Source organism: Streptomyces sp. NPDC003691 (assembly GCF_053981115.1).
Genome location: NZ_JBSFNQ010000011.1, coordinates 69,942 through 96,138 on the forward strand (window position 1 = coordinate 69,942; position 26,197 = coordinate 96,138).

At 73.0% G+C, this 26,197-nt stretch carries 26 protein-coding genes; 19 read left to right on the forward strand and 7 right to left on the reverse strand.

Features of this window, described 5'->3' with window-relative positions; all coding sequences use genetic code 11:
• Positions 1-17: 17 nt before the first annotated feature.
• Positions 18-1,094: a pyrimidine utilization protein A gene (rutA, locus tag ACWDR0_RS08045; RefSeq protein ID WP_456350808.1), complete on the reverse strand. Its 1,077-nt coding sequence runs from the start codon at positions 1,092-1,094 to the stop codon at positions 18-20.
• 263 nt (positions 1,095-1,357) lie between these two features.
• Between rutA and ACWDR0_RS08050 the strand changes: the two genes are divergently transcribed.
• The 4 genes from ACWDR0_RS08050 to ACWDR0_RS08065 all read left to right on the forward strand — a co-directional run bounded on the left by ACWDR0_RS08050 (position 1,358) and on the right by ACWDR0_RS08065 (position 7,547).
• Entirely contained in the window at positions 1,358-2,239 is an 882-nt protein-coding gene (locus tag ACWDR0_RS08050; RefSeq protein WP_456350809.1) for a hypothetical protein, read from the forward strand.
• Entirely contained in the window at positions 2,239-4,362 is a 2,124-nt protein-coding gene (locus ACWDR0_RS08055; RefSeq protein ID WP_456350810.1) for a bifunctional serine/threonine-protein kinase/ABC transporter substrate-binding protein, read from the forward strand. The genes ACWDR0_RS08050 and ACWDR0_RS08055 overlap by 1 nt, the downstream gene beginning before the upstream one ends.
• A gap of 60 nt (positions 4,363-4,422) precedes the next feature.
• Entirely contained in the window at positions 4,423-6,603 is a 2,181-nt protein-coding gene (locus ACWDR0_RS08060) for a bifunctional serine/threonine-protein kinase/ABC transporter substrate-binding protein (RefSeq protein WP_456350811.1), read from the forward strand.
• A 170-nt stretch (positions 6,604-6,773) separates the two neighbouring features.
• Positions 6,774-7,547 carry a S1 family peptidase gene (locus ACWDR0_RS08065; RefSeq protein WP_456350812.1) on the forward strand — a complete coding sequence of 258 codons (774 nt, stop codon included), beginning with the start codon at positions 6,774-6,776 and terminating at the stop codon, positions 7,545-7,547.
• 145 nt (positions 7,548-7,692) lie between these two features.
• Here the strand turns inward: ACWDR0_RS08065 and ACWDR0_RS08070 are convergent, their stop codons facing one another.
• From ACWDR0_RS08070 to ACWDR0_RS08080, 3 genes are all read right to left on the reverse strand, one after another.
• Entirely contained in the window at positions 7,693-7,896 is a 204-nt protein-coding gene (locus ACWDR0_RS08070) for a cold-shock protein (RefSeq protein WP_007502648.1), read from the reverse strand.
• Positions 7,897-8,117: 221 nt separating this feature from the next.
• On the reverse strand, positions 8,118-8,273 hold the full coding sequence (locus tag ACWDR0_RS08075) for a DUF6131 family protein (protein WP_456350813.1): 156 nt from the start codon (positions 8,271-8,273) through the stop codon (positions 8,118-8,120).
• A 64-nt stretch (positions 8,274-8,337) separates the two neighbouring features.
• Positions 8,338-8,703, reverse strand: a complete 366-nt coding sequence (locus ACWDR0_RS08080) for a cupin domain-containing protein (protein WP_456350814.1) — start codon at positions 8,701-8,703, stop codon at positions 8,338-8,340.
• A 223-nt stretch (positions 8,704-8,926) separates the two neighbouring features.
• Between ACWDR0_RS08080 and ACWDR0_RS08085 the strand changes: the two genes are divergently transcribed.
• Together ACWDR0_RS08085 and ACWDR0_RS08090 are read left to right on the forward strand one after the other, a co-directional pair.
• On the forward strand, positions 8,927-9,334 hold the full coding sequence (locus ACWDR0_RS08085) for a (2Fe-2S) ferredoxin domain-containing protein (protein WP_456350815.1): 408 nt from the start codon (positions 8,927-8,929) through the stop codon (positions 9,332-9,334).
• 289 nt (positions 9,335-9,623) lie between these two features.
• A complete protein-coding gene (locus ACWDR0_RS08090) occupies positions 9,624-10,121 on the forward strand; it encodes a DUF6328 family protein (RefSeq protein ID WP_456350816.1) in 498 nt (165 codons plus the stop codon).
• Between the two features lie 136 nt (positions 10,122-10,257).
• Here the strand turns inward: ACWDR0_RS08090 and ACWDR0_RS08095 are convergent, their stop codons facing one another.
• A complete protein-coding gene (locus ACWDR0_RS08095) occupies positions 10,258-10,611 on the reverse strand; it encodes a YybH family protein (RefSeq protein WP_456350817.1) in 354 nt (117 codons plus the stop codon).
• A gap of 61 nt (positions 10,612-10,672) precedes the next feature.
• Here ACWDR0_RS08095 and ACWDR0_RS08100 point away from each other — a divergent pair, with 61 nt between their 5' ends.
• The 6 genes from ACWDR0_RS08100 (at position 10,673) to ACWDR0_RS08125 (ending at position 16,793) form a co-directional block, all read left to right on the forward strand.
• Positions 10,673-11,653: a helix-turn-helix transcriptional regulator gene (locus ACWDR0_RS08100; protein ID WP_456350818.1), complete on the forward strand. Its 981-nt coding sequence runs from the start codon at positions 10,673-10,675 to the stop codon at positions 11,651-11,653.
• Positions 11,654-11,706: 53 nt separating this feature from the next.
• Complete coding sequence (locus ACWDR0_RS08105; protein ID WP_456350819.1) at positions 11,707-12,021, forward strand: hypothetical protein; 315 nt, start codon at positions 11,707-11,709, stop codon at positions 12,019-12,021.
• A 420-nt stretch (positions 12,022-12,441) separates the two neighbouring features.
• A complete protein-coding gene (locus ACWDR0_RS08110; RefSeq protein WP_456350820.1) occupies positions 12,442-13,020 on the forward strand; it encodes a hypothetical protein in 579 nt (192 codons plus the stop codon).
• 345 nt (positions 13,021-13,365) lie between these two features.
• Positions 13,366-13,878 (forward strand): hypothetical protein, encoded by a 513-nt coding sequence (locus tag ACWDR0_RS08115; protein ID WP_456350821.1) that lies wholly within the window; start codon positions 13,366-13,368, stop codon positions 13,876-13,878.
• Positions 13,879-16,164: a hypothetical protein gene (locus ACWDR0_RS08120; RefSeq protein ID WP_456350822.1), complete on the forward strand. Its 2,286-nt coding sequence runs from the start codon at positions 13,879-13,881 to the stop codon at positions 16,162-16,164.
• 5 nt (positions 16,165-16,169) lie between these two features.
• The gene (locus ACWDR0_RS08125) at positions 16,170-16,793 is read left to right on the forward strand and encodes a hypothetical protein (protein ID WP_456350823.1); all 624 of its coding nucleotides are present in this window, start codon (positions 16,170-16,172) and stop codon (positions 16,791-16,793) included.
• Positions 16,794-16,932: 139 nt separating this feature from the next.
• Here the strand turns inward: ACWDR0_RS08125 and ACWDR0_RS08130 are convergent, their stop codons facing one another.
• The gene (locus ACWDR0_RS08130) at positions 16,933-18,201 is read right to left on the reverse strand and encodes a cysteine desulfurase family protein (protein WP_456350824.1); all 1,269 of its coding nucleotides are present in this window, start codon (positions 18,199-18,201) and stop codon (positions 16,933-16,935) included.
• Positions 18,202-18,350: 149 nt separating this feature from the next.
• Between ACWDR0_RS08130 and ACWDR0_RS08135 the strand changes: the two genes are divergently transcribed.
• The 7 genes from ACWDR0_RS08135 (at position 18,351) to ACWDR0_RS08165 (ending at position 24,591) form a co-directional block, all read left to right on the forward strand.
• Positions 18,351-18,665, forward strand: coding sequence for a pentapeptide repeat-containing protein (locus tag ACWDR0_RS08135; protein ID WP_456350825.1), 315 nt, complete (start codon positions 18,351-18,353; stop codon positions 18,663-18,665).
• Positions 18,665-18,991, forward strand: a complete 327-nt coding sequence (locus ACWDR0_RS08140) for a hypothetical protein (protein WP_456350826.1) — start codon at positions 18,665-18,667, stop codon at positions 18,989-18,991. The genes ACWDR0_RS08135 and ACWDR0_RS08140 overlap by 1 nt, the downstream gene beginning before the upstream one ends.
• Positions 18,992-19,012: 21 nt before the next feature.
• A complete protein-coding gene (locus ACWDR0_RS08145) occupies positions 19,013-19,942 on the forward strand; it encodes a hypothetical protein (RefSeq protein ID WP_456350827.1) in 930 nt (309 codons plus the stop codon).
• Positions 19,939-20,844: an ATP-grasp domain-containing protein gene (locus tag ACWDR0_RS08150; RefSeq protein WP_456350828.1), complete on the forward strand. Its 906-nt coding sequence runs from the start codon at positions 19,939-19,941 to the stop codon at positions 20,842-20,844. Before ACWDR0_RS08145 ends, ACWDR0_RS08150 begins: the two co-directional genes overlap by 4 nt.
• 67 nt (positions 20,845-20,911) lie before the next feature.
• Complete coding sequence (locus ACWDR0_RS08155) at positions 20,912-22,624, forward strand: FAD-dependent monooxygenase (protein WP_456350829.1); 1,713 nt, start codon at positions 20,912-20,914, stop codon at positions 22,622-22,624.
• Positions 22,625-22,798: 174 nt separating this feature from the next.
• A complete protein-coding gene (locus ACWDR0_RS08160; RefSeq protein WP_456350830.1) occupies positions 22,799-23,911 on the forward strand; it encodes a type III polyketide synthase in 1,113 nt (370 codons plus the stop codon).
• A 110-nt stretch (positions 23,912-24,021) separates the two neighbouring features.
• Positions 24,022-24,591 (forward strand): DUF4240 domain-containing protein, encoded by a 570-nt coding sequence (locus ACWDR0_RS08165; RefSeq protein ID WP_456350860.1) that lies wholly within the window; start codon positions 24,022-24,024, stop codon positions 24,589-24,591.
• Between the two features lie 143 nt (positions 24,592-24,734).
• On the opposite strand, the gene ACWDR0_RS08170 is transcribed toward ACWDR0_RS08165, so the two are convergent.
• Positions 24,735-26,180 (reverse strand): aldehyde dehydrogenase, encoded by a 1,446-nt coding sequence (locus ACWDR0_RS08170; protein WP_456350831.1) that lies wholly within the window; start codon positions 26,178-26,180, stop codon positions 24,735-24,737.
• Positions 26,181-26,197 lie beyond the last annotated feature (17 nt).

Sequence of the window (26,197 nt, forward strand, 5' to 3'; positions counted from 1 at the left end):
GCGGACCTGCCGGGGGATCAGGACTTCCCCGCCCCCCGCGACCTCATCAGCGGCTGGATCCGGGTCCCGAAGTTCTCCATGCCCGTCAGGAACTCGTCGAAGACCAGGATGATCCCCTTGACCCCGGTGACCCCCGCGATCTCGTCCAGCATCCCCGCCACCGTCCCGTAGGACCCGACCAGCGTCCCCATGTTCAGGTTCACGGCGCCCTCCGGCAGGGCCACCGTCTTCGCCGTCGACGCGGCGTCCGCGTCCTTGTCCGTCGCGGTCTGTTCGGTGAGATAGCCGAGTGCCGCGAGGTCCGCGTGGTCGTGGTAGTCCTGCCACTTCGCCCGCGCGGCCTCGTCCGTCTCGTCGGCGATGACCATGAAGAGGGTGTAGGCGCCGACGTCGCGGCCGGTTGCGCGGGACGCTTCGGCGAGGGTGGCGGTGGCGTCGGTGAGGGCGAGCGGGGTGTTGACGCCGCTGCCAAGGATGAAGTTCCCGTCGGCGTGTTCGGCCGCGAACCGCATGCCCGTGCCGCTCTGGCCCGCGGCCAGGACGTCGATATGCCCGTTCGCCGGGCGCGGGGAGAGGACGCAGCCGTCCATGGTGTAGAAGTCGCCGCTGAAGTCGCTCCTGCCGTCCCGCCACAACTGCCGCAGTACGGTGACGTATTCGGCGGCCCGAGCGTAGCGGTCGGCGAAGTGGCCGTCGCCGGGCCAGAGGCCCATCTGGGCGTACTCCGCGGGGGCCCAGCCGGTGACGATGTTGACACCGGCCCGGCCGGGGGCGACGGCGTCGACGGTCACCGCCATCCGGGCCGCCATCGCCGGGGGGAGGGCGAGGACCGGTACGGAGGCGTAGAGCCGGATCCGGTCGGTCACGGCGGCCAGGGCCGCGGTCAGGGTGAACGATTCGAGGCAGTGGTCCCAGAACTCCGTCTCGCCGCCGAAACCCCTGAGTTTGATCATCGACAGGGCGAAGTCGAGCCCGTACTCCTCGGCCCGCTGGACGACCGCCTTGTTCAGTTCGAAGGTCGGCAGGTACTGCGGGGAACTCTTCGAGATGAGCCAGCCGTTGTTGCCGATGGGGAGGAAGACCCCGATCTCCATGCCGCTCCTCAGTCGTCGGGCCGCCGCCCCTGCCGCCGCGTCCCCGCAGGGGCAATCCTGCCGGTGCCCCGGTGCCGGGCACAACGGCGCCGTCCCGCCGTTCACCCGCCGGCCGGGCCGCTCCCGGATTCTTCTCGGTAGGCGTGGGAACCATGGGACCGCCGATGAGCATCGCTATGGGCGCGGACCGGTGCGGCAGGGGGAGCGGGAGCGTGCCACGTACCCGCGAACACCGGACGGACACGATACAAAGGGCGGGGATCGTGACGTATGCAAGGGCTCGGCTGGGGTGGGGGTCCCTCGCCGTGTGCGGGGTGCTGGTGACCGGCTGTACCGGTGACGGGGGCGGGAACAAGGGGGACGCCCCCGGCGGCGCGGTGGTCGCTTCGCCGGATCCGGGGGTGTCACCCGCCGCCGTACTGAAGGCGGCGGATCCCGGACAACAGCCCGGGACACCCGCGGCGGCCCGGAAGCTGATCGCGAAACTGATCGCCGGGCCGGGGGACTTCTCCGCGGGGGTGCGTGCGGCGGTGCCGTACGAGAGCGACCCGGGCAGTTGGTCGGTGCTCCGCGGCAACTGCGTATGGAACCGCGAGCCGCTGCCCCGCGACGTCCTGGCCACCCTCACCCGGCACTTCGAGCTTCCCGCCGCGGCCGGGAAGGGCCGGGTCCGCCTCTCGGCCACCGTCACCTTCCACCGGACCGCCGCCGATGCCGCCTGGGAGCAGTCCCGGATGGTCGAGGAGGCCCTGGACTGCGACGAACAGACACTCCGGCAGGGCGAGCGGCTGACCGGGCTGATGCCCCAGCCCGCCCGGCACGGCGAGGCCGCCAACCTGTACAGCGAGGACTCCCTGATGGAGTCCGGGCAGTGCGTCAGCGCGGAGCACGGCGGGCCGTACCCGTACTGGTGGCAACAGGTGACATACGGCTCGATGGTGGCATCGGCCTCGGTGTGCGGCGGCCGTGGATACGACACCGACGCGCTGATGAAGATCGTGGTCAATGCCCTGCCCACCATGCAGGCCAGAGCCCGCGGGGAGTTCGGCCGGGATCCCGTGGTCAAGGGCGGCACGCCCGCGCCCGGTGGTACGCCCGCGCCCGGCGGCTCGGCCTCGCCCTCCGGCGCCAAGGACGGTGAGTGATGGAGCGGCTGCTTCCGTCCGACCCCTCGCGGCTGGGCGCCTACCGGCTGCTGGGCCGGCTCGGCGCGGGCGGTATGGGCGTGGTCTATCTCGCGCGCGCCGCGAACGGCGATCTCGCCGCGGTCAAGGTCATCCAGCCGGAGTACGCCGAGGAGCAGGCGTTCCGGGCACGATTCCGGCGCGAGGCCGATACCGCACGCCGGGTCCGGAGCCCCTGGGTGGTGCCGGTGCTGGACGCCGACACGGAGACCGCCGCGCCCTGGCTCGCCACGGCGTTCGTCCCCGGCCCCTCGCTCGCCGAAGCGGTCCAGGAGTGCGGGGTGCTGCCCCCGCGCGCGGTCCGGATCCTGGGCAAGGTGCTGGCCCGGGCGCTGGCCTCGGTCCACACCGCCGGGCTGGTGCACCGGGACGTCAAACCCGGCAATGTCCTGCTGGCGATGGACGGGCCACGCCTCATCGACTTCGGTATCGCACGCTCCACTTCGGCCGAGGCGACCGAGCTGACCTCCGCCGGTGTTGTGGTCGGCACCCCCGGATTCCTCTCCCCGGAGCAGGCCCGGGCCGGTGAGGTCGGCGCGGCCAGCGATGTGTTCTCGCTGGCCTGTGTGCTCGCGTACGCCGCCACCGGACGTCCGCCGTTCGGCACCGGCGCCGTGGACGCCCTGCTGTACCGCACCGTGCACGACACGCCGGATCTGGCCGGCCTCGCGGACGAGGAGTTGCGGGACCTCCTCGGGCGCTGTCTCGCCAAGGATCCGGCCGCGCGGCCCGCGGCCGCCGAGGTCGACGCGGCCCTGGCCGGGGACGCCCCCGAGGGGACCGTCGACTGGCTGCCGGATCCGGTGGTGATGGTGATCGCCCGGCGGTCGGACGCGATGCTGGCGCTGCCCGGCATCGAACCGACTCTCGCCCCCGAGAGCACCGTGTACCAGCCCGCGCCGGACCGGCGGCGGTTCCTCGCCCTGGCCGCCGGGGGTACGGCGCTGCTGGCGGCGGGCGGCGGAACGGCCCTCTGGTGGGCGCTGCGCGACGACGGCGGTAAGCCCGCCGCCGGGCCGGAGCGCGTCATCGGCCTCCACGCGGACCTCAGCGGCCCCGAGAAGGCCGACGGTATCGCGCAGGAGCGGGCCGCCCGGCTGGCCGTGGACGAGTTCAACGCCCGGGACGGCAAACCGTTCACCCTGGTGCTCGACGTGGTGGACGACAAGGGCGAGGCGGCCCGGGCCGTTGGGGCGGCCCGCAGGCTGACGGAGAACCCGGCCGTCCTGGCCGTCGTCGGCCCGACCGGCTACACCTCGGCCGTGGCGGCCGTCGAGGTCTACGAGCGGGCCCGGCTGCCACTGGTCTCGGTGACCGAGCTGTCGCTCGCCGCCGGGAACACCTCACTGCTGACCTCCCCGAAGTGGTACTACCGGGCCGCCCCGATCCGCCCGTACACCGCCTTCGGGACGATGATGGCGATCTCCGCGCAGGGCGCCCGGCGTCCCGGGCTGCTGATCGACCGGGTGGGGGGCATCACCCGCTGGGAGCTGACCTTCCTGGCCAAGATGTCGGCCCGCAATCTCTCCCTCGACCTCCGGGTCCGGGTCGTTCCCGAGCGGGCCCGGCCCGACTCCGTACTCGCGGACATGCTCGCGCGGGACATCGACGGCCTGTACTACACCGGCACACCCGAACGCGCCGCCGTGGTGGCCCGGGCCCTGGGACAGCGCCGGTTCGCCGGGCCCCGGTTCCTCGACGCCGCCTCGGCGACGGACGGCTTCACCCGGGCCGCGGGCGCCGCGGCCGAAGGATGGCAGGCGATCACCCCGTTCATCGGACCCGAAGCGGCTCCGGTGAAGACCTTCGCGGCGGCCTACCGCAAGCGCTACGGGACCGCTCCGCCGACCGGTGCCGCCGAGACGTACGACGCGATCCGGATGCTCGCCGACCGGATCGTCCCGCTCCGGCAGGGCGAGGGCCGCCGCCAGTTGGGCGACGCCCTGGCGAAGGTCAGGTTCCAGGGCCTGACCCAGACCTTCGCGTACAACGAGAGCCGCCATCTGGAGGCGAAGTACGTCCACCGGCACACGGTCAGCGGCGGCCGGTTCACCTACACCGGGCCCCTGGAGCTGCCCACCTGACGCACCGGCGCAGAAACCAGGGACGGCAGCAGGTACGGCGAGGACGGCGAGGAACGACGCATGCGCGCACTACGGCCCGAGGACCCCGAGTCGCTCGGCGGGCACCGGCTGCTCGCCCGGCTCGGCACGGGGGGCATGGGCACGGTCTATCTGGCCCGCGCGGCCGACGGGACACCCGTCGCCCTGAAGGTGATCCGTGCCGAGTACGCCGCGGATCCGGCGTTCCGGGCCCGGTTCCGCCGCGAGGTGCGGCTGGCGGGCAGCATCTCCGGGCGCTGGGTGGTGCCGGTGACGGCGGCCGACGCCGAGGCCGCCGCGCCCTGGCTGGCCACCGCCTTCGTCCCGGGCCCGTCATTCGCGGAGGCGATGGCGGTGCTCGGGGCGCTGCCGGCCACGACCGTCGCCGTGCTCGGCGCCCGGCTGGCGCGGGCGCTCGCCGAGGTGCACGGCGCGGGACTGGTGCACCGGGACGTCAAACCCGGCAATATCCTGCTCGCCCTCGACGGCCCCCGGCTCATCGACTTCGGTATCGCCCAGGGCGCGGGCGCGACGGTGCTCACCGCGCCCGGCGCCGTGATCGGTACGCCCGGCTATCTCGCCCCGGAACAGACCCGGGTCACCGGGGGCGAGGCGGCCCCCGCCACCGATATCTTCGCCCTCGGCTGCGTACTGGCCTACGCGGCGACCGGGCGGCGGCCGTTCGGCACCGGGGACTCCGGCGCGGTGCTCTACCGCACGGTCCACGAGGAGCCCGATCTCGAAGGGCTCGGTACGGCGGTGCCGCCGGAGCTGGCCGCGGCGATCGCGGCCTGTCTGGCCAAGGACCCGGCCCGGAGACCGACCGCCGCCCGGCTCCGGCAGTGGTGCGAGGCCGCCGGGGGAGCCGGGGGCGGCGACTGGCTGCCGCCGGAGGCCCTGCGTCTGGTGGCGGAGCGCTCGGCCCGGGCCCTGGACCCGCCGCCCCGGCTGCCCGGAACGCCCACCGAACCGGACCTCCAGGTGACCGTGGCCCTGCCGCCCACCCGGCGCAAGGCGCTGCGCATCGGTGGCACGGCGGCCGTCGCCGTTGCCGTCTCCGGCACCGCCGCCGCGGCGGTGCTGCTGCGCCGCGAGCCGGACGGGAAGGGCACCGGCCCCACCGTGCCGACCCGCACGATCGGGCTGCACGCCGATCTCTCCGGCAGCGGCGCGGACACCGGCCGGGCACAGGAGCGCGGGGCACGGATCGCCGTCGCCCGGCACAACGCCCGGAAGGGCGTGGCCTTCCGGCTCGCCCTCACCGTCCAGGACGACCGGGGCGAGGCCGGACGGGCCGTGACGGCCGCGGGACGCCTGACCGGGAACCCGGCCGTGTGCGCGGTGATCGGCCCCGGCACCGCCGCCGGTGCGCGGGCCGCCGCACCGGTGTACGCCGCGGAGTCGATGCCCTTCCTGCTGGCCTCGGCCGACCCGGACGAAGCCGGGCTGACCATCAGCGCCTTCCGGACCCTGTGCACCGTCCGGGCCCCCGCCTCCTACCGCCTCTTCCCGGTGATCTCCTATCTGACCCGGGTGGCCGACAGCCGCCGCACGGCCGTCGTCGAGGACGCCGCCGCGGGCAGCACGGCCCGCTCCCTGACCAGGAGCCTGAAGGAGGCACCGCCGAACGGGGACGAGGGCACGGTCTCCGAACACCTCGTCGCCGCGGACCGGGACGACTTCGCGCCGGTGGTCGGCCGGGCGCTGGCCACCCGCCCGCAGGCCGTCGTGTACGCCGGGACCTCACCGGTCCGCGCGGCGGCCTGCGCCCGCGCGCTCGCCGCGGCCGGTTTCACGGGCACCCGCACCGGTTTCGAGCCCGCGATGCGGCCGGAATTCCTGAAGGCGGCCGGCCGAGCGGCCGAGGGCTGGGTGTTCGAAGCCCCTTACACCGAGGCGCAGTCGGCCACCGGTGCGGCCGCGCGGGCGTTCACCACCGCCTACCGCACCGAGTACGGCACGGCACCGGCCCGCTGGTCGGCGGAGGCCCACGACGCGGTGGGGCTGGTCGCCGCCGCCCTCGGCGCGTTCGGGTCGCGGACCTCCGTGGTGCCGGGCGAGGTCGCCGAGCGGGTCTTCCGTTCCTCGTACGAAGGGGTGGCCAAACCCCTCCGTTTCCAGCAGGACGGCACCCATATGCTCCAGTTGGAGGCCTCGGCGTTCCTGTACCGGGCGGAGAAGGGGGCGTTCCGCTATCTGGGCCGGTTCGACCAGGTGAAGTGAGCGCTCCGGCACCCCATGCAGGGGACGGTTCCGGTGGCGCCCGGGAACGGCCGGATACGCCAACCGGTGTGCTGTGCAAGGGAAAAGGGAACGCACCGGCCGGATTTCCCGTCCTGCTGCGCGGAGTGCACGGCAGGTTCGGCCGTGCGCCGTGGAACGAAAGGGAGAACATGCCCGTGCTCATCAGGCGTGCCGCCGCCGTCCTCACCACCTCGGCTCTGGCCGCGACCGCTCTCGCGGTGACCGCCGCTCCGGCCACCGCCATCCACGACGGGCAGAACACCACCGTGACGGACCATCCGTACGCGATGCTGCTGACCACCTCGGACGGCAGCCAGGCGTGCGGAGGCACTCTGGTCGCACCCACCAAGGTCCTCACGGCGGCCCACTGCGTCGACGACACGACCGCCACCACCATGAAGGTCATCGGCGGCCGTACCGAGCTGGCGAGTACGAAGGGAACGGTCCGCGCGATCCGGTCGGTCGCCCTCCACCCCCGGTACGACCAGCGGGGCCTGGTCAACGACGTCGCGGTGATCACGCTCGACAAGGCGATGCCGTACGCGTCCCTGCCGGTCGCGGGCCCGAAGGACAAGGCCCTCTATACGGTGGGCAGCACGGCCAAGGCCGTGGGCTGGGGGATGATCGCCCGCGACACCCAGGCGACCCGGCTGAAGTCGGCGTCGCTCAAGCTCTCGCCGATCGCCCAGTGCGATCCCTTCACCGACTCGACCGACTCCCTCGCCAAGAAGGTGTGCGGTACGCCGCCCGCCGGGACGCAGAACAGCATCTGCCGGGGCGACTCGGGCGGTCCGCTGGTCGCCGGGGGCAAGGTCATCGGCGTCGTCACCACCGGGAACAAGTACTGCGACACCGATCATCCGAAGTCGGTCTTCGTCCGTACCAGCGCGGTCGCGGCCGACCTCGGTCTGCCCACCGGCTGACCCGTGCCTTCCGGCTGACCGCCTGCTGACCCGCGCCTCCGGCTGACCGCCGGACCCGGCCGGGCGGCGCCCCCGGAGGGCCCGGGAAAGGCGGAAGGGCCCGCACCACGAGGGTGCGGGCCCTTCCGGAAAGCGTCTCCGGCGATCAGGCGGGGACGATGTTCTCCGCCTGCGGGCCCTTCTGGCCCTGCGTGACGTCGAAGGAGACCCGCTGGCCCTCCTGGAGCTCACGGAAGCCCTGCGTCGCGATGTTCGAGTAGTGGGCGAAGACGTCGGGGCCGCCGCCGTCCTGCTCGATGAAGCCGAAGCCCTTTTCCGAGTTGAACCACTTCACGGTTCCCTGAGCCATGACATTCTCCTTTAGGTAGGCAGAGGCCCCATCCGGAGATGCCGGAAAACCAAAAATGCGCCCGATGGATAAACAGTCCCGTCAGGCGCACATAAGTTCTATGGGTACCACAACTGCAACGCCTTTATTCTAGCACGTCACGTACCGGAGCGGGGCGTGTACGCGTCCGTACGGTGTGGCGCCCGGTCGATCCCGGGTGCGGGGCCGCGGGGCGGCCCGGTCTACCAGTAGTGCCGGCGGCCGCCGACCGCATGGCCCAGCAGGCCGAGGATCCACAGGATCAGCCCGATCACCACCAGGACGATGCCGATGGTCCACAGCACGCCGACACCCGTGATCAGGCCGACGATCAGCAGAATGACACCAAGGACGATCATGGTCACTCCCCGGTTGATGGGGTTCCCGCGGCCGGCGCGGTTCGTGCGGTTTGCGGGCGGGCGGTTACGCGGGCTTCGCGTAGTCGCCGTATCCGGTCCAGTCGATCGTGACGCAGGCCTCGTCGCCCTCCACCCAGGCGTCATGACCGGGCGGGATCTCGACGAAGTCGCCGGGGCCCGCCTGGGCGCGCTCCCCGTCGTCCATGACGATCGTCACTCGTCCGCTCACCACATAACCGGTGTGGGCCGCGCGGCAGGTGTCCGTTCCCGCCAGGGGTTTGACATGGGACGACCAGCGCCAGCCCGGCTCGAAGACGGCACGGCCGACCGGGCCGCCCGCGGTGTTGAGGACATCGAGCCGGCCCTTGCCCTCTTCGAAGGGGCGGGTCTCGTCGGCGCTGTCGAAGTTGCGGATCACCAGTCCGGCCATGATCCTTCGCCTCCTGGCCAGAAACGGCCCCGAGTCCTCGTACCAGCGTAGTCCTCCGTACCGCGCCCGGCTTCCGGGGCCGGGCGGGCCGACGGGCCGGAGCGGGCCGACGGGGGCGGAAGACGCCGGAGGGGGCCGGACCGGCCGGTGTCCGGTCCCGTCCGAGGCTTTACGATCATCGTCACCACGGGTGGACCGTGCCCGGCCCCGACGAGGAGACCGCATGAGCAGACGTGCCGGCCGCACCGCTTCCGCCCCGGGGGCGATACGGCCCACCGTCACCGTGTGCCGGGGCTGCTGCTGCGGCAGCCCCAAGATTCCGGGCGTCGACCACGCCGCGCAGCTCCGGGAGTTGCGGGCGGCGGTGGGGGACGGGGCGACCGTACGGGTCACTGACTGTCTCGACGTCTGCGATCAGGCGAACGTCGTGGTGGTACAGCCGTCCGCGGAGGGCCGCAGAGCGGGCGGGCGTCCGGTCTGGCTGGGGCTGGTGAACGACCGGGACGCCGCCGGGGACATCGCCGCCTGGGTCGAAGGGGGCGGGCCCGGGATCACCGAGCCGCCCGGGGTGCTCGACCTCTATGTCTTCACTCCCTCCCGGCGCGTCCGCGCCGAACTCGGCGAGGGGTAGTCCGCCCGGTCCCGGCGTAGGCCGCCACCGGCGTCCACGATGCCGGCCGCCGACCGCGCGGCCGTACTCCCCGCCGCCGTCATCGACGGTGCCGGAATGCTCACCTTCCGTCATGGCGGCAGCCCTCCGGTCACCCCGGAGCGGCGCGCGGGACGCCGTACGCCGAGGGCATCGGGATCAGGCCCCCCTATTCGGTGAATCCCGCCGACACGGAGGCGCCGGAGGAGACCGCCGCCACGACGGGCTGTCTGATGGGCGCGGCGGACGCGGCCGGAAGGGAGTTCAGCCCATGACGGAGACGGAGCACGGCGACGGTGACCGTGGACCGGGGCGCCGGGAGACGGAGGAGGAGCGGGCGGACCGGCGCTGGGCGGATCTCATCCAGGAGGTGAGGGTCACTCAGACCGGTGTGCAGATCCTCTTCGGGTTTCTGCTGACCGTGGTTTTCCAGGCCCGCTTCACCGAGCTGGGGACCACGGACCTCGATATCTACACGGCCACGGTGATGCTCGGGGCCGCCGCCACCGGTGCCCTGGTCGCACCGGTCGCACTGCACCGGATGCTCACCGGCCGCCGGGTCAAACCCCGGACGGTGGACCTGGCCGCCCGGCTGACCGTCGTCGGGCTGGTGCTGCTGCTGTGCACGATGACCTCCGCGCTGGTGCTGGTGCTGCGGGTGGCCCACCACGGCGGTCCCGCCGTGTGGCTCGTCGTACCGATGGTGCTCTGGTTCGTCCTCTGCTGGTTCGTGCTGCCGCTGTGGATCCGCCGGCACGACGGATCGTGACGCACGACGGATCGTGACGCACGACGGATTGTGACGTACGACCGATCGTGACGTACGACCGATCGTGACGGCGGTGGGCCGGACCGGCCCACCGCCGTCTGCACGGCTGTACTTACGGCTACGGCTACGGCTACGGCTACCGCTCGATCGCGGGCTGGTCCGCGACCCAGAGCCACGTCCCGTCCGGCTGACGGCGGGCCACCTCCGCGGTCACATCCCCGTTGGTCTGCACGGCCGTCGTCAGCGCCAGGTCGCCGCTCACCAGCGCCGGGTGCTGCCGGCCCGGCGAGAGCACCGGCGCCGCCGCGACGAGCTGCTCGAACACCTTGCGGATCTCCGCGTGTCCGGTCGCCCGGCTGCCCGGCGGGAACTCCAGTACGGCATCCGGTTCGTACAGTGCCACCAGTCCGTCCACATCGCCCGCGTTCGCCCGCTCGATAAAGTACTTGCCCAGGTCGTTCGGCTCGGTGGCCACGTTCTTCGCTGTCATGCGGAGCAGCCTCGCAGCGAATACACGACACCTTCTGTCATGTATCCCTTAGGGTTTCCGGATGCGCGCCGACCGGCTGGTCTCCCTCGTTCTGCTGCTGCGACAGCACGGCCGGCTCTCCGCGACCGCGCTCGCCCGCGAGCTGGAGGTCTCCACCCGTACCGTGCTGCGGGATATCGAGGCGCTGTCCGCGGCCGGTGTCCCGGTCTATGCCGAGCGCGGCCGGAACGGCGGATTCGCGCTGCTGCCCGGACTCCGGACGGAGCTGACCGGGCTCAGCCACGACGAGGCACTCGCCCTGCTGGTCGCCGGATCCCGGCGCGGCGCCCAGGTGTTCGGGCTGGGCTCCGCACTCGCCTCGGCCATGCGCAAGGTGGTCGACGCCCTGCCCGAGAGCCATCGGGTCGCCGCGGCCGGCGCGGTCCGGCGACTCCTCGTCGATCCGGAGACCGACCTGCTCGCCCGCCGCCCGCCCGGTGACGACGACGAGATGCCCGACGACGTGCTGGCGGAGGTCCGGCGCGCGGTGTTCGCCGGGCACCGGCTGCGCATCCACTACGCGGCCGCGGACCGGGCCCCGGAGTGGCGCACGGTGGAGCCGGTGGGGCTGGTCACCGTACGCGGCAAGGGCTATCTGCTGGCCGTACGGTCCGGCGCGGACCGCACCTACCGGCTCTCCCGCATCCTGGCCGCCGAGGAACTCGCCGAACCGGCGCGGCGGCCGGAGCGCGTCGATCTGGACCTGGCCTGGCAGGAGCGCAGCAACCGGTTCCGTACCGGCGGCGACCAGGTCGCCGTGGTGGTGCGGACCGCGGCGGCACGGCGGGAGGAGCTGGCCGGTACCGCGCTCGCCGTTCTCGCCGAGGACACCGAGGCCGACGGGCGGCTCCGGCTGGAGGTCACCTTCCAGGACGCGCGACATGCCGAATGGGCCCTGTGGAACCTCGGCACGGACGCCGAGGCCCTGGCCCCGCGGTGGTTGCGCGACGCCCTGCGCGACCGTGCCGCCGCTCTCGCCGCCCGCTACGCGACACCGTCCTGAAGGCCCGGCCCGGAGAGACCGGACCGGGCCGCGCGAATCTCCGGTACGGACGCATGACCGTGCCGGGACGGGGCAGGCGCCTCGCAGGGCTGCGGCATCTGGAGGAGGCGGCCCGGACGGCCGCCCGCGCCGGGGTCGGATTCGTCCTGGGCGGCCGGCCGCAGCCCCTGGTCGCCCGCGTTCTCACCCTCACCGGCACCGAACTGGGGCCCCGCCCCCGACGTTCGGTCCCGGCCGGGACCCGCCGCGGCGCCGGGCAGCGGCTTCCGTCCGTTCAGGAGCGACTGCTGCGGCTCTCGATGCTCGCCGTCGCCGGCTCCACGGTCCTCGCCTCCGTCCTGCTGGCGACGTTCGCCGGACCCGGCTGACTCCGCCCGCCGCCCGGCCGGGGCGGGGCCGGGCCGGACGGAGAACGGAACCCGGACGCCCGGCATCCGATGGACGCCTGGGACTCCTGAGGCCCGCCGTGATTACCGGAAAGCCCTTTCCCTGCCGCCTTCAGGACATTCACAAAGGCCGTGTTGACGCCGGCTCCGGGAACGCCGGAACATGAAATCGCGCCGAACCGTGAACCGGTCGACGGCGCGGCGCCCCCTTCTGCTCCTCCGGCACCGTGCAACGGGAACCTTCGGCCGGATCCGAAAACCGGGTCCGGAAACGGTCCCGTGCGCGCGAATCGCCCTGCCGGGAAAGCCGTCAGTAATCCTGCGGCGGAGTGCCTTTCCGGCGGTCATCGCCGGGCAAAGAATTCCGGCAACCGTGTTCGATCGGTCTTCAGGGAGAGAAGTATGGCTGCGAACCAAAGGAATTCCCGGCTCCGTACCGCCGTGGCGGTGCTCTCCGCCGGACTCACGGCGGCGGCGGGCACCCTGGTCGGCGGCAGTGCCGCCCAGGCCGCACCCGGCGGCGACGGGGGCGGGCTCGCCGCCCGCGCCGGGCAGTACACGTTCACCGTGCCCCAGGGGGTCACCTCCTACCGGACGGGTGCCGGGGCGGCCTCGGCCGGGATCGTCCGCACCGCCGCACAGGCGCAGTCGGCCATCGACTGCACCCTCACGGCGAGCAACCCGTTCCGCTACTGGGGCGGCCCCTACGGCGGCGGGGTCCAGGGCCTCGCCAGTGTGAACTGCACCGGGACCGTGCAGCAGATCAGTGTGACCGTGGGGCTCTACCGGTACGGCAACCTGGTCAGCTACCGGACCCGTTCCACCTACGGCAACTACATCGGCGGGGCGACCACCGAGTACCCGTACAGCGCGGGCCAGTACCAGACCGGCGCCGTCGGGACCGTCTGGTTCCCGGCCGGCTACTCGCCGCCGAGCGGAAGCTTCCCCCAGACCAACAGTGCCGTCGTGACGATTCCCTAGCGGCGCGGCGCATACAGAGCGGCGTGGTACGGGGCGGTACGGCGCGGGCCCGGAATCCCCGGCGGGCCCGCCCCGCCCCGCCCCGACCCAACAGCTCACCCCGCCCCGGCTGCCCCGTATGCCGGGCAAAGGATGGTTTCACGTTGTATGCGGCGGTGGCCGCGAATCGGGTGTCGCGTACGATTCATTTCGGCCATCCGGCGGTCTCGTCATCCAACCTCCCCACTTCCTGCACACGGTCGCGGAGGGACTCCCGCGGCGCATAGCAGAATGGGCGCGTCGACGGGCCCGCGGCGCGGGCCCGTCCGCTGCACAGTGCGCAACCAACGGGGAGGGGATCCCGCCATGGCGTGGGACGAGTGGGAGCAGTTGAAAACGGCTGCCGTCGAGCGGCAGTCGACCCAGATGCAGTTGAACCGGGTGCCCGACGAGCCCGGTGACGGCAAGACGCTGTCCACGAACAGCCAGGGCGACCTCAAGGTGGACCAGCAGCATCTGGCCAAGGTCGGCGACCAGGCCTACGGGCTCTACAACCGTCTGTGGAACGAGGGGCGGGTGGCCGAGAAGGCCACCGACTCCGCAGGCTCCGATCTGTCCTCCCAGGGCTTCGACCTGGGCGGCGCGCTCAGCCAGGTCAGCGTCGCCTGGATGTCCTCCCTCTCGGACCTCATGGACGCCTGCGCCCATATCTCCAACCATATGGACTTCACCCAGAACGCCCACGCGGGCGACGAGGTCTTCATCCAGCGCGAGATGAGCAGCATCGCCGCGCTCGAATCCGGATTCGACGAGCGGGTCGGCCCGCCCGGAAAGCGCAACGAGGCGTACGGCGACGAGAAGAAGAAGGACGACAAGTAAGTGGACTTCGATACTCTTCTCCACGCCAATTTCGGCAAACTCGACGCCGCGGTGACCGACTGGGACACCCTCGTCAAAAACCTCAAGAACCTGGACACGGCCGCCAACGAGGGGCTCAAGGCCACCGCGTACGGTGCCGACTGGCGCGGGGTGAACTCGGACGTCTCCCGGAAGTTCATCGGCAAGACCGTGGGCGAGTTCGCGGACGCCCACACCCAGGCCGAGTCCATCCGGAACATCCTCAAGGACACCGCCGGTGAGCTGCGGGGCTTCAAGGGCGAGCTGGACGAGGCGATAACCGCCGCGCGGAACCGCGGTATGTCGGTACGCCCCGACGGCTCCGGTTACGTGGTCCGGGCCGCCGACGGCGACGCGGGGAAGGATGTGAAGCAGGGCGACGTCGACGGCGTCAGCGACCGGATCAAGGGCATCCTCGCCAAGGCCACCGAGAGCGACAGCACTGCCTCCCGGGTGCTGCGGGCCCTGGTCGCCCAGGCCGACAAGGGCTTCGGGGACGCCGCCTACCGGGACCGCGACCAGGCCGCCAACGCGGTGAAGAAGGCCGAGGAGCTGGCCGCCCTCGCGAAGAAGGACCCGGGCAAGCTCACCGCCGAGGAGTTCGACCGGCTCAATGCCGGGCTCGCCGAGTACAACAAGGACGACCTGTTCGCCACCACCTTCGCGCAGCAGCTCGGCGCGCAGGGCACGCTCGACTTCTGGGCGAAGCTCAACGATCCGAACGCCCGGGACTACCCGGCCGACGGCAAACGGCTCGACCAGTACGCGGAGCTGCAGAAGAACCTCAGCCTGACCCTGGCGAACGCCACCCAGAGCGGCTCCCCGGAGATGTCGCTCTGGAAGTCGGACATGCTCCAGGCGGCCGACAGGCCCGTCGGCGCCCTCAACGGGCTCTCCGGCTATGTGGTGATGTCCAACCTGATGCGCCACGGCGACTACGACGACTCCTTCCTGAACAGCTACGGCACCGGGATGATGGCCCGGGAGCAGGAGGGCATCCGCAACGGCCAGCGTCCCGAGCAGATCTGGGGCTACCACGGCGGCGGTCTCTGGCCGCATCTGAACTCCTCCGGCACGGACTTCGGTTTCGACCCGATGACCGGCTATATGAAGGCCCTCTCCAACAGCCCGGACGCGGCGACGGCGTTCTTCAACGCCGAGTTCATCGACAAGGACGCCGAGGGCAACCCCTTCAAGCGCGACACCGACGACAACGGCAAGAAGGGCCATGTCGACCTCAGCAACTTCCAGTACCTCTTCGAGGAGCGGGCCTGGATGCGCGAGGAGGACTCCGAGGGCGAGCAGAGCATCTCGGGCAAGAACTACCTCGCGGCCGCCCTGGAGGCGGCGACGACCGGGCACCCGGCGGGCGAGCTGCCGACCTCGGAGACCGTGGCCCACTCCCCGGAGCAGGCGTCGCTCTACAAGAACATCGTGGAATCCGTGTCGGACAACCCCGACCGGCTCCTCAAGAACGGCTATATGTCGGACAGCTTCGGCCAGATGACCGCCGAGTACATGCCCGACATCAACCGTGCCTTCAGCGCCGGTGAGAAGGGCGAGGCGGATGTGTTCATCGCGCCCGGCGCGACCGCCGACATCGACCAGGGCGACGCGACCCGCTTCCTCTACACCCTGGGCCGCAACCCCGAGGGGTATGCCGCGGTCACCCTGGGCCAGCACAACTACACCTCGAACCTCCTCGAGTATCATGCCGCCAACCCGGACGCGTTCATCAAGGACGACAAGGGCGTCACGGCGTCGATGCGGGCCGCGGAGGCGATGGGCGAGGTGCAGGGCATCCTGGGCGGCGGCCGGGCCTACGAGGCCGAGGTGCAGGGCGCCGCGCACGACGCGAAGTACAACGGCGCCCTGGACGCGGCCGGCACCTGGGGCGGCGCCCTCGCCGGTACCGGCATCGGTCTGCTGGTGGCGCCGACGGCCGGACCCGGCGCCATCGTCGCGGGTGAACTCGCCGGTACCTTCGCCGAGGCGGCGATCGGCTCCATCACCGACGGTATGAAGAAGGACAGCACGGACGACGTCCTCTACCGGAACGGGACGAAGTGGGACTCCACCCACGACGACACCTACCGGCTGCTGGAGCGCGAGGCCGCCGCCGCGGGCGAGGCGGCGAAGGCCCCCAACCCCGCCCTGGAGCGGACCATCGCCTCCGCCGCCGAGCGGGGCTTCGACCACGCGACGACGAATGTGAAGAACCACATCGACGGCGAGGCCATCCCCCGGACCCTGGACTCGGAGAAGTGACGAGCATGCGCAAGAGCCTTGTGATCGCCGGAGCGACCGCGGCCGTCCTGGTCGCGGGGGGCGTCGTCTACTACGCCGCGGGCGGGCCCCCGTTCGGCGAGGACGCCGAACTGACCGCCGGACAGCTCTGCCCGCAGCTCGGGCCCGCCGGGCAGGCGGCGAAGGCGCTGAACACGGTGCTGCCGAAGGCCGGTTCGTACCGGGTCGACGCCGAGACCGCCGAGCGCCGGGCGGCGGATTCCGACGGCTACGCCTCCGCCTGCCGGATCCGCGACGGGGAGAAGAAGCTCCTCTTCGTCACCGAGTCGGAGCTGCTGGCCGCCGAGCCGGTGGCGAGCTGGTTCTCCTCGGTCCGGGGCCGCGACTTCCCGGACGGGGAGACCCGTCCCTTCGGACCGGGCGACACCGGCCGGGCATCCGGCCGCGCGGCGGCGGTTCTCGTACCGTGCGCCCCGGCGGGCCAGTCCCCCGAGGGAGCGCGGAGTCTCAGTGTGACCGTACGGCTGCCCGCGGGCGCCCGGCAGTCCACCGCGGCGGCCCGGGACGCGCTCCGGGACCTGGCGCTGGTGGCGGCGGAGCGGAGCCACCGCGAGGCGGCCTGCGACACACCCGCGAATCTCTCGCGCTGAGCGGCGGGGCCGGGACGGGCCGGGGCGGTGCCGGGGCGGGAACGGGGACCGGGGGCACTCGCGCCCCGGCCACCCGCCCCGCCCCGGCCACCGGTCGGGACCGGGTTCGTCGGCCCGGCCCCGCCCGCCCCGCGGCCGGTCAGCCCCCGGCCGCGGCTGCCGTCCCGCCGTGCGGCGGGGCCGCGGCCCCGGCCAGGGCCGTCACGGCCGTATCGACGTCCCCGGCCGTGGTCCAGCGGCCCAGCGACAGCCGCAGCGCCCCGAGGGCCCGCGCGGGGCCGAGCCCCATGGCGGTGAGTACGGGGGAGGGCGTACGGGTGCCGCTGTGGCAGGCCGATCCGGTCGAGGCGGCGATCCGGCCCGCCGCGGCGAGGAGTTCGTGCCCGAGCGCCCCCGCCACACTGATGTTCAGGGTGTTCGGCAGCCGCTCCCGCTCCGGCCCGTTGAGCCGGATCCGGCCCGGCAGCGCCGCCGCCAGCCCGTGGTGCAGCCGGTCGCGGAGGGCCGCGGTCCGGGCCGGGGCGCCCGCGGCCAGTTCGGCGGCCGCCACCCGGGCGGCGGTGCCGAGGGCCACGGCCAGGGCAACGTTCTCCGTCCCGGCCCGCAGCCCGCGCTCCTGGGCGCCGCCGTACACCACGGGTTCCAGCGGGACCCCCTCGCGTACGTACAGCGCGGCGGAGCCCTTCGGGGCGTACATCTTGTGCCCCACGACGGTGAGCAGGTCCACCCCCAGCGCCCGGACGTCGACCGGTATCCGCCCCACGGCCTGGGCCGCGTCGCAGTGGAAGAGCGCACCGCGCGCGTGCGCGGCCGAGGCCAGTGCGGCGACCGGCTGGAGCGCGCCGGTCTCGTTGTTCGCCGCCATCACGGAGACCAGCACGGTGTCGTCGGTGAGCGCCGCGGCCAGCACGGCCGGGTCGACCAGACCGCGGCCGTCGACCGGCAGTACCGTCACCCGGGCGCCGTGCAGCCGCTCCAGCGCCCGGCAGGACTCCAGTACGGCGGGATGCTCCGTGGCCTGGGTGACGATATGCGGCCGCGGGCGGCCCGCGGCCAGGACGGCGCCCCGCAGGGCCAGCAGATCGGCCTCCGAACCCGACCCCGTGAACACCACCTCGCCGGGGCGGGCCCCGATCAGCCCGGCGACCGCGGCCCGGGCCGCGTCGAGGGCCCGGCGCGGCTCCTCCGCGTACGGATGCCCGCTGGAGGGGTTGCCGAAATGACCGGTGAGATACGGCAGCATCGCCGCCGCGACCCGGGGGTCCACCGGTGTGGTGGCGTTGTGGTCGAGATAGACCGGGCCGTCCGCGAGGCCCGGCGGGGGCAGGGCCTCACCTGCCGGGGCGGTCGTTCCGGTGGTTAAGGCAGGGGCGGGCGCGTCCGCGCCGCCGGGGATGGCGTGCCGCAACGGGTTCCTCCGGTGGTCCGTCTTGTCGGCGGGCCGTACGGCTCATGTCGGCCGCCCGGTCCACCGGCCGGGGCGGCCGTACACCAACTGGCCGCTTTTGTCATCCTATGTGACGATGAAAATGCAAAGTTCCTGGCAAGGAGGGCGAGATGAACCCCGCAGAAAGGGAGTACGGCGACGCCCTGCGACCGAACATGTACGTCTCCGACGCCGATGTCCGGCAGTCCACGTGGTACAAGTCCGCGTTCTCGGGCTCCGTGTTCGCCGAGTCACTGATGGACGACTCCCAGTTCCTCTGGGTCAATGCGCCACGGTCGACCTTCGCCGGACTGCTGCTCGACGGCAGCCGTCTGGTGGGCTGTTCGCTGCGTGACGTCGCCTTCGAGGACTGCGACCTCACGGGCGTGACCATCAACGGCGTCAGGGTCGAGGAGCTGCTGGCCGCGCGGGAGGGGGCGCACTGATGTCCACTCCCATGATCTTCATCAAACCGGAGCTGCGGCCCGATCTGGCCGACGCCTACGACATCGAGCCGATCGGCATCGAGGACGCCATCAGCAGCGCGGTGGCACGCGGCGAGAGCCTGGAGGGCAAGGAGGACGGTGTGGCCCGGCGCTTCCTCGAAGGCACCGGCAAGGAGGCCAGCGACGGCGGTACGGGCAAGGAGGCCACCGACGGCGGCACCGGCAAGGAGACCTGCGACACCGGCAAGGAGGCCTGCGACCAGTTGATCCGGTTCCGGCACGGCGACGTCGAGGCCGTGCGGGACTTCATGCGGCCCATCATTTAGGGCCGCCCCGGTGAGCGCGAGGTGATCCTCCTGCTGGGGGCCGAACCGGAGGAGCCGGGGCTCGCGGGGTTCGCCGCGCATCTGCGGCGCCGTGCCGTACCGCACGCCGTCGTCGGCGATCCCGCCCGCCTCGGCTTCGGTGTCGGACTCGACGACCGCGGCCGGAGCACCGTCCGGCTGCACATCCCCGGACACGGCACCCTGCCCGGCGACGAGGTCGCGGTCTTCGTCCGCGACCCCTGGACCTACGCGCAGGCCGGCGCCGCGGAGAGCGGCCCCCCGGACGGCCCCGGCGGGGACGCCCGGTTCGCCTCCAACGGGGACGCCCGGTTCGCCGCCAAGGAGTACCACGCCGCGCTCTGGACCCTCTGCGCCCTGCTGCCCGGGGTCGTCAACCGGCCCGGCCCGCAGGCCTGGCAGTACGACCCCGTCCTCCGCGCGGCCCTGGACCCCGCGGCACTGCTGCCGGAGTACTGGACCACCGACCCGGCGGCGCTGCTCGGCCGGTGGGCCGCCGACGGCACGCCCGAACTGCATGTCGAGGACCTCCTCACCCGCGAACGCCGGATCCTCACGGACCCCGGGCCGCCGCTCCGCTCCGGTACCGAACCGGGCTCCGCGCACCTGCGGGCGGTCTTCGCGCCGTCCAGCCGGTACGCGATCGTGCTGTACGTGGGCCGGCGGTCGTTCACCGTCCTCGACGAGACCGGCACCGACCTCGGGGCCGAGCCCCACCGCACCTTCCTGGACGGCCTCGCGGACACCCTGCGCCGCTACGGGATCCGGTTCGCTGCGGCCGCCCTCGTCGTCCGGGAGCGGCGGCTCGCCGTCAGCCGGATCCTCACCGACCCCCCGTACGCCTGGTACCGCGCCCGCGCCGAAGAAGTGCACGAGGCGCTCCACGCGGAGCTGTGCCGCCCGTTCCCGGCCGACGGGGAGGCGGTGCGATGAGCGTCCTCGTCATCGGGTCGCCCCACGACCGCACCACGGTCCACACGGTGCGCGCCGCACGGCTCACGGGCGTGCCCCACCACTACTTCGACCTCGTACGGTTCCTGCACGGCGGGACCTACCACTGGGACTCCGGCAGCCGGTGCGGCCGGCTGTCCGACGGCGGGACGGCCGTGGATCTGCCCGGCCCCGCGGTCACCGGGATCTACGTCCGGCTCGTCGATGTCGTCGACCGGTTCGCCGCGGCGGAGCGCCCCGCGGCCGCGGCCCGGCTGCGGGCCCTGACGGAGGTCCTGGCCGGTGTTCCCACCACGGTCGTCAACCGCCCCGGCGGCGATCTGAGCAACTGGGCGAAGGCGTACCACCTGAACCTCCTCGGCCGCTGCGGCTTCACCGTGCCCCGGTCGCTGCTCACCAACGACGAGAAGGAGGCCCGGGCCTTCCTGGACGCGGTGCCGGACGCCGTCTTCAAGGGCGCCAGCGGCGAGAAGACCATCGCGTCGGCCTACGATCCGGCGCTGGAGGCGGAGCTGAGGCTGCTGCCGCACAGCCCGGTCCTGTTCCAGGAGCGGATGGCGGGCGCCGATGTCCGCACCCATCTCGTGGGCACCGAGCACTTCTCGGAGCGCATCCGCAGCGAGGGGGTGAACTACCAGTACTGCCGGGGCACCAAGTCGTTCGCTCCGGTCCGGGTGCCGCCGGACATCGTCGCGAAGTGCCTGGCGTACCGGGCGATGAGCGGTCTGGATTTCATCGGATTCGACTTCATGGCCGGCGACGACGGCCGCTACACCGTGCTGGAGGCGAACCCGATGCCCGGCTACGACGGCTACGACCGGCGGCTGGGCCTGCGGGTCTCCCGGGCCCTGCTGGACCTCCTCCAGGGGCACGGGGGCGACTGAGCGTCCGAGCCCGCAGCGCCGGACCCGGGGGAGCGGGGGAGCGAGGGACGGGGAGAGAGGAGTGGTCATGCCCGGAGCACGGGACGAAGCCACCACCGACGGTACGGAGGTGCTCGTCGTCGGCGCCGGACCCGTCGGCCTCACCGTCCGTGCGCTGCTGGAGAGGTGGGGCGTCCGGACCCTGCTGGTGGAGAAGCACCGTACGCTCTCGCCCTTCCCCAGGGCCCGGCTGGTCAATGTGCGGTCCATGGAGATCTTCCGGCTGCTCGGCGTCGACGGTGCCCTCACGGCGGCCGCCTTCCCGCCCGCGTACGGCCGCATCCGCTTCCGCGACACCCTGCGGGAGCCGGACTTCGCCACCGCGGCGATGGTGGGCATCGACGGGCCGGTGCCCGAGAGCCCGGCCGTCGGCATCGTCACCTCGCAGGACCGGCTGGAGCCCGTGCTGCTGGGGGCGGCGGACGGGCCCGTACGGTTCGGCACCGAGCTCACCGAACTCACCGGGCTCGCCGAACGCGCGGAACTCAGCGGCCTCACCGGACTCGACGGTCCCGGCGAGGAGCCCGGCGGAATCGTCGCCCGTCTCACCGACCGCCGGAGCGGCGCCGAAACCCGGGTCGCCGTCCGCCATGTCGTCGCGGCGGACGGCGCACACTCGGCGGTACGGCGACGGCTCGGCATCGACACCGGGGGACCCGGGTCCCTGGGCCCGTTCACCAGCGTCGTCTTCGACGCCGACCTCGGCCCCTGGTGCGACGGCCGGCCCGCCGGGGTGTACTTCACCGCGCACGGCATGTTCGCCCCGGTCCATCCGGAAGGGGGGTGGGTCTGGTTCGTCCCGACGCCGGACGCCGCGGCGGGCGCCGACTGGCCCGGCCTGGTCGCGGATGCCCTCGGTGGCAGCGGGCCGGGCGCCGGCGCCGTGAAGGTGGTCCGTGTACAGCACTGGGAGATGAACGCGTTCGTCGCCGAACGCTTCGGCCTGGGCCGGGTGCTGCTGGCGGGCGACGCCGCGCACGCGCTGCCCATCGTCGGCGGCCTGGGCATGAACGCGGGCCTCGCCGACGCCCACAACCTCTGCTGGAAACTGGCGGGCGTGCTCCGGGGCTGGGCCGGACCCGCACTGGTGGACAGCTACGGCACCGAGCGGCGGCCCGTCGCCCTGCGCACACTCGACCAGGCGGTGGCCAACACCCGGCTGCTGCTGCGCGTCCAGAGCGCGCGCCAGGAGCAGCGGGCCGCGGCCGGAGCCACTGCCGGAGCGGCTGCCGGAGGCGATCCGGGCCCGCTGGAACTGCCCTGGTCGGAACGGTACTTCGCACAGCTGGGGCTGGTGCTCGGGACCGCCTACCGCTCCACGGCCGTCCTCGGCGACGGCACCGGCACCGCCGGGGAGGCAGGGGAGTCTGGGGAGGCCGGGGAGGCCGTACCGTTCGGCGACGGTACGGACTACGTCCCCCGTACGGACCCCGGCCACCGGATGCCGCATGTCCCGCTCGGCGACGGCCGCTCCGTACTCGACACCTTCGGCGAATGGTTCACCCTCCTCACCCCCGAGCCCCGGACGCCGTACCCCGTGGCCCCCTGGCCGCTGCACGTCGAACCCCTGCCCGGCGGCGCGGGCGCGCTCCCCGGCACCGGCCCGCGGGGCGCGCTGCTCGTCCGGCCCGACGGCCATATCGGCGCCCGCTGGCGCACCGGGCCGCCCGACGGGTCCGCCCTCCGCGCGGCCCTCGCCGCGATCACCGGACGGTCCGCGGACGGAGCCCCGCTGCCCTGACGGTGCCGGTCCGGGACGCGCCGCGCGGATCCCCGGACCCCGGGCGGACCGGCCGCGGTGTCCGAAAGACGATCTTGCCGGGCGAATTTCGGACGCCGCATGCTTCCCTCACGCGCGGAGCCCACCCCCACTCCACGGGATCCGCGCACTCCCCCCACAGCGAAGGAAGCACCGGTGACGAACCCACCCGCGCGCGAACCCCGGACCCCGGTCGCGGTCCACCGCCCCGCCGTCGTCCTCCCCGATCACGTGGTGACCCAGGAGGAGATCATCAGCGCCCTCGGCGACCACTTCGCCCGGATACCCCATGTGGAGCGCGGCCTCGACCTGATGCGCAGCACGACCGTACGGACCCGCAGTCTGGTGGCCGGCCTCCCGGCCATGCTGTCGCCCCGCCCCTTCGGACGGCGCAACGCCCACTACCGGGCGGAGGTCGTCCGGCTCGGCGCGGCCGCCGCCGAACGGGCCCTGGAATCCGCCGGAGCCGCGGCCGCCGACGTGGACGCCTTCGTCTTCGTCTCTTGCACCGGCTATGCGCTGCCGGGCCCCGACGCGTACATAGCCCAGGAGATCGGCCTCCGCCCGACCGTACGGCGCACCCCCATCCAGCAGTTGGGCTGCGCCGCCGGAGCCTCCGCGCTCGCGGAGGCGTTCCACTACCTCCAGGGGTACCCGGACGCGACCGTCCTCGTCGTCGCCGCCGAACTCAGCTCCCTCTCCTTCCAGCCCGACCAGCACTCGCTGAGCGACTTCATCTCCAACGGCGTCTTCGGCGACGGCGCGGCCGCCGCCGTACTGCGCCGCGCGACCCCCCGGAGCACCGGTTTCCGGATCCAGGGCGTACGGCAGCATCTGCTCCCCGGCTCCCAGTCGGTGATCGCGGGCAGCACCACCGAGCACGGCTTCCACTTCCGGACCGATCCCCGGGTGCGCTCCACGGTGCCGCGGGTGATCCCCGAGATCGCCGCCTTCCTCACCGAACTCGGCTGGCACCCGGACGATCTGCGCTTCTGTGTCTCGCACACCGGGGGCCCGGTCATCATGGACGGTGTCGAACAGGGCCTCGGGCTGCGCCCAGGCACCCTGGAGCACAGCCGGGAGAGCATGGCCGAACTGGGCAACACCTCCAGCGTCTCCGTCTTCGACGTCCTCCGGAGACACCACGAGAAGGCTTCCCCCGAGCACGGCTCCCGCGGGCTGATCGTCGCTTTCGGTCCCGGCTTCACCACGGAGGTCCTGGCGGGGTCGTGGCAGGACGGCGGCGGTACGGCGGCGGACACCGGCTGACCGTCCGTGGCCGCTCCCGTGGCCGAGGTCCCGGCCCCGCCTGCCGGTGCGCCGGTCCGGCGCCGGCCGCGGGAGTGGCGTTTCCCGGTGCCTGCCATACTCGGGCCGTGATGGATGCCGAGGAGTTCTGGGCCCTGATAGACGAGGCGTGCGCCGAGGCCGACGCGCTGGAACCGGACTTCGACGACCGGCGCGAGGCGATGGAGCGCGCGTGCGAGGAACGGCTGATGAGCCGCACGCCCGCCGAGATCGTCGGGTTCTCCCTGCGCCAGTGGCAGTTGCGCGACCATGCCTACCGGTACGACCTGTGGGCGGCGGCGTTCCTCATCGAAGGCTGGTGGTCCGACGACGGCTTCATGGACTTCCGCGACGGCCTCGTCTCGCTCGGCCGGCACTGGTACGAGCGCGCGCTCGCGGATCCGGACTCGCTCGCCGGCCATCCGGCGGTGCGGGACGGCGGGGACGTGCTCATCGGGAACGAGGACTTCAGCCGGGTGGCCCACCGGGCCTACCAGCGTCTCACCGGTGAACCGGACGGGCTCGACGAGGCGCTGGCGGCTTCCCCGGAAGCCGGCCCGCTCAGCGTGGTGACCGAGCCGGCCGGAACCCGGTGGGACGTCGCCGACGACGACGAGCTGCGCCGCCGGCTGCCCCGCCTCGCCGGGATCTTTCTGGACTGAGGCTCCGGCGGTGGATCCCGATCGCACCGGTGCGATCGGCGCGGGCAGGGCCGGGCCCTTGTGGACCGGCCGGCCCGGCCGCTGTCAGGCGGCCGGACCCGGCCCGGACACCGTGGTCGCGATGACGACCCACCGCGGGAGTACTAGCGGTAGATCGTCTGGATCTGCTGGTAAGCCGCCAGACCCTCGGGGCCCAGCTCCCGGCCGAGGCCGCTGGCCTTGATACCGCCGAACGGGGCCGCCGGGTCGGGGATGTAGCGGTTCACCCCGATGGTTCCGGTACGGACCCGGCGGGCCAGGGCCGCCCCGCGCTCCGGGTCCGCCGTCCACACGGTGCCGCCGAGCCCGAAGTCGGAGTCGTTGGCGAGCCGGACCGCGTCGTCCTCGTCCTCGTACGCGATGACCGAGAGCACCGGGCCGAAGATCTCCTCCTGGGCGATGACGGACGAGTTGTCGACATCGGCGAAGACCGTGGGCCGGACGAACCAGCCGCGTTCCAGTCCCTCCGGGCGGCCGCCGCCCGTCGTCAGCCGGGCGCCCTCGCCGATCCCCTTGGCGATGTACGACTCGACCCGCTCGCGCTGCCGTTCGGTGGCCATCGGGCCGATCTGCGTCGCCGGGTCGCTCGCCGGGCCCACGGTGAGGGAGCCGGCGAACGCGGTGAAGGCGTCGACGACCTCGGCATAGCGGTGCCGCGGGGCGAGGACCCGGGTGCCGAGGAAGCAGGTCTGGCCGTTGTTGAGCAGGGTGGCGCCGAACAGCCCCTCGCCGATCTCCGCCAGGTTCAGGTCGGCGTCGTCGAGGACGATCGCCGCCGACTTGCCGCCCAGTTCCAGGGTGACCGGGCGCAGCAGCCGCCCGCAGGTCTCCGCGATGGCGCGGCCCGCGGGGGTGGAGCCGGTGAAGGCGACCTTGTCGACGCCGGGGTGCGCCACCAGATGGGCTCCGGCCTCCCGTCCGCCCGGGACGATATTGATCACACCGGCGGGGAGCCCGGCCTCCTCGACGGCCTCGGCCAGCAGATAGGCGTCGAGAACGGTCTCCGGGGACGGCTTCACGACGAGCGTACAGCCGGTCGCAAGGGCCGGGGCGATCTTGAACATGGCGAGGGCCTGGGGGAAGTTCCACGGGACGATGGCCGCGACGACCCCGATGGGCTCGCGGCGGACCTCGATGGAGCCGCCGAAGAGTCCGGGCCGGACGTCCGCCGTCGGCAGCTCGCGGGCCAGGCCCGCGTAGTAGCGGAGGATCGCGCTCGGATAGCCGGTCTCCAGCTGGCGGGCGACGGACACCGGCATGCCGTTCTGGGCGCTGACCCGGGCCACGAACTCGTCGGCCCGCCGGTCGATCGCGTCGGCCAGCTTCTCCATCGCCGCGGCGCGCCGGGCGGGCTCCCAGGAAGCCCAGCCCGCGGGGGCGTCGAAGGCGGTACGGGCGGCCGCGACCGCGCGGTCCATATCCGCCTCGGTGCCGTCCGGTACCTCGCCGAGCGGCTCCTCCGTGCTGGCGTCGACGGGGGTGATCGTACGGCCGGTGGCGGGGCCGACCCAAGCGCCGCCGATGTAGAAGGTGCCGTAACGCAGGTTCATCGCGGACTCCTCGGTGG